This window comes from Psychrobacillus sp., assembly GCF_056205495.1.
Map to the genome: position 1 here is coordinate 1 of NZ_JBAEAP010000103.1, position 3,317 is coordinate 3,317.

Annotated in this window: 2 protein-coding genes and 1 pseudogene; all 3 read right to left on the minus strand. The window is 36.7% G+C overall.

The window, feature by feature from the left end; translation table 11 throughout:
• Window positions 1–424, minus strand: a pseudogene (locus tag AC06OU_RS03165) (hypothetical protein); the annotation flags it as partial.
• A gap of 15 nt (window positions 425–439) precedes the next feature.
• Window positions 440–940 (minus strand): PadR family transcriptional regulator, encoded by a 501-nt coding sequence (locus tag AC06OU_RS03170; protein ID WP_475853921.1) that lies wholly within the window; start codon window positions 938–940, stop codon window positions 440–442.
• A gap of 24 nt (window positions 941–964) precedes the next feature.
• A partial coding sequence (locus AC06OU_RS03175) for an ABC transporter permease (protein ID WP_475853923.1) occupies window positions 965–3,317 on the minus strand: 2,353 nt, incomplete at its 5' end.

Sequence of the window (3,317 nt, forward strand, 5' to 3'; positions counted from 1 at the left end):
CATGCACGATAGAGAAAATAAGAATATGCCCTAGAACTTGTTTCCATTCTTGTTTAGCATATTCTATACCGTAAAGTTCCTTGTGTTGGTCTATTTCTGGAACAGGTTCCTTCTTTAACTTGGCAATTTTTATCTGCATGAAGCGATCGAGTCTTCTGAAATCTGCTTTACCATACGTAAGAGCATATACAATCACAATTAATATGACTATTTGATAACTCGAAAATTCCCCCGTTTTTAAATAATCCATGAATCCCATGGTTGCAATCCAAAGATCATTGATAATAAAGATGAAAAAGAAGACGAGGCTGACCTTTTCAAACTTAAACCAATACCTCAGGATTAAAAAGCCTAAAGTGGATACCCAAAATATTACCTCTGCAGTAATTAAAAATGCCCATTTATTTTCAAGAATAAAATCCATATCTATCATACCTCCTTATTTTTCGGGAAACATATCCATCCATTTTATATCAGCCTCCAAATGAAGAATTTTTCCGTCGATTAAGTAATGGATAGCATCATTTTCCTCGCTATAATCAATACTTTTTCTTAATTGCTGTAGTTGAAGAATGCTTTTAATTATCATTTTTTTTTGTTGTTTAACCATCTCAGTCAGATGACTGAAATTTAGTTCTTTTGCACAAAGTAGTTTGAAAAAAAATTCATCATGTAAAAGGGACATTTCATTTGGTTCCATTAGCCACTGTTGGACTTCATCCAATCCATTTTCGGTAATACAATAAACTTTTAGTTCTGATTTTTCTTCTTGTGTCTCCTGGACAAATCCGTCTCTTATGAGACGGTCAATGGTCGTGTAAATTTGGCCTGAATTTAAGTTCCATTGTTTATGCACCATACTCTCGAAGGATACCTTTATGTCGTAACGATGACGAGGAGACTGGGATAAGAGAGTCAATATGGCATGTTTTACGGACATTGAAATACCTCATTCCTCAAAAAATCATTCTTGGCTCATAGATTCAACTAGTTTTGCTTTTGTCGCTCTATAAGAGGGAAGAAAGGCTGCAACACAGCTGACAAGGATACCGGCTAAAATAGATAGGAAAACCGTGTTTGTGGGTAAAATGAATTCAATCAATGTATCCGTTGTCGATTTTGCATTTAAGTAAATGGTCATAATACCAAGTAATATGCCAGTTACAACTCCGGTTACTCCGATGATGAGCCCTTCGCCAATGATAGTTTTATAGATTTGATAGGATGTGAATGCAACCGCACGCATCACACCAATTTCTCTCATTCGATTCATAACATTTATCGTTAACGTATTAAGGATACCAATACCTGCGACGATGATAGCCATTAAAAGAAGCCCATCGAATAGAGACTTTACGCCGGGTAAAGCCCGCTGTTGTTTACGGATTTCCTCTCCTAATGTTTGAATGCTACTAATCTCAAAAGGAAGAGTATCTAATAATGCATCTTTAACCTTTTTTTCATCAGAGGAATGAGTAAGAGTAATTAGTCCTTTCAAGGGCGGGACGTCCTGAAAGGATTGTGAGAAAAACTCATCTGACATAAAAGCCGTATATCCTCCATATTGAGTAGTGTTCACTTTTCCTAATACCTTTATCTGCTCCGGTAATCCATTCTTAAGGATAGTAATTTCTTCTCCAATTTTTCCTCCCCATTCTCTAAAAGCATAGTCTCCGAGTATAATTCCCTCATTCTGTTTGAGATTTTGAAGGTGAGAATGATTAGAGGGGTTCGTACTATAAAATAGGGGATTATCCTTATACCAACTCAGATTTGAGCTAATAATAGTAAACTCCCGATCCTCATTGTTGGTCAACCAAGTCACTTTTTTTTCCCTATAGGAAGTTGTCACATCGACTCCATCGATGCTATTTATTCGATTCATCGTCCTTCCAGTTAAGGGTTTGTCCGAACTAATTTGTATTTCTCCCCCGAATGATCGGCTAATCTCTTTATTTACATTCTTCTCAAGTGAACTAAATACGGATGAAACTAAGAGTCCTATACAAATTGGCAGAGCAAGAATTAAAGACATGTTAGCGGAACGATGGATGGTCCGTTTCACATTATTTCCTGCAATTTTACCTTCATAACCAAATATACGTAAGCGTTGAAAACCTTTAATTGATAGGCTCATAAACAGAGGGGAAAGCAGAATAAAAGAGATAAATAATAAAGCAATGGAAACTGTATGAGGGATGAAAATACCGACTAATAAGATACAGCCTGCAATCATCCTTATTTTTGGATTGTTCTTTTCAACTTGTGGGAATGACTTCAAACTACTGATGATATCTACCTTACTGGCATTGTTGACTGGAATAATGGATGCAATTAAAGGTATCAGAACACCTAATAGAATGGATAAAGGTAAAGCAAATGTGTAGTGCATCATAAAATCAAGGTTTGTCTGAAATGAACTGAATAGACCTTCTTGTAAAAAAGAAGCTAATAAAAAGCCGGTAGGGATTCCTATTAAAATTCCTATAAAAGCAAGGATGGCCACTTCAATGAGGAATAGTGCTCTTATTTGGGTAGGGGTATATCCAATGGTTTTCATAATTGCAATTTCTTCCTTACGCTCAATCACGCTCACATTAAGAGTATTGTACAGGATAAAGGCACTGAGTAACATGGCCAATCCACCAACTACATATAGCATAAAATATAAGTCATCAAGTTGATTTGTCTGCTTTTCATCAAGAACAATTTTTTGAAAATGTAAAGACTCCATCTGAATGCCCTGACGCAATGAATCTATAATTGTTTTAGGCATAACGGAATCATCGAATTTCATTCGAATTTCATCGATTTTTCCAATCTCGTCAAACCATCCCTGTACCTGATTAATTGTAGCAAGGGCACGCCAATTTTTATTGCTTGCCTCATCCCAACTAATTGGTCCCTCTAAAAGAGGAGTATCTTTAACGACAGCAGCTACTTTTATTTCCTTCTTTCCTGAAGGAAATAAAAGAGAAACAGAGTCTCCGTTTTTTAGATTCCAAAGATCTGCTGTGCTCCTTGGGATAATAATTCCCTCATTTTGAAGGTTTCCACTGATTACCTCTAGCTCTAAAAGTTTGTTATTCAAAGAACTGAGTCCTGTTAGACGCAGACGACTCTCGGCTACGCGATGGACGTCTTCTAATTCAATGCTGGATTGACGGTGCATAAGGCCTGTGGCTTCTTCTACTCCTTCGTTTTTCAAGACCGTAGAGAGTACATGATCTGGAAAACTAGTATCTGAGTTAAGAATGGAATAATCCGCATTACCTAAGTAGAGCTTTAACCGTTCAGTAGTAAGGGCTTTAGCCGAT

Bases quoted from the DNA above. Each gene is read 5' to 3' on its own strand.
- AC06OU_RS03170 (WP_475853921.1), bottom strand. From the start codon at position 940: ATGTCCGTAAAACATGCCATATTGACTCTCTTATCCCAGTCTCCTCGT.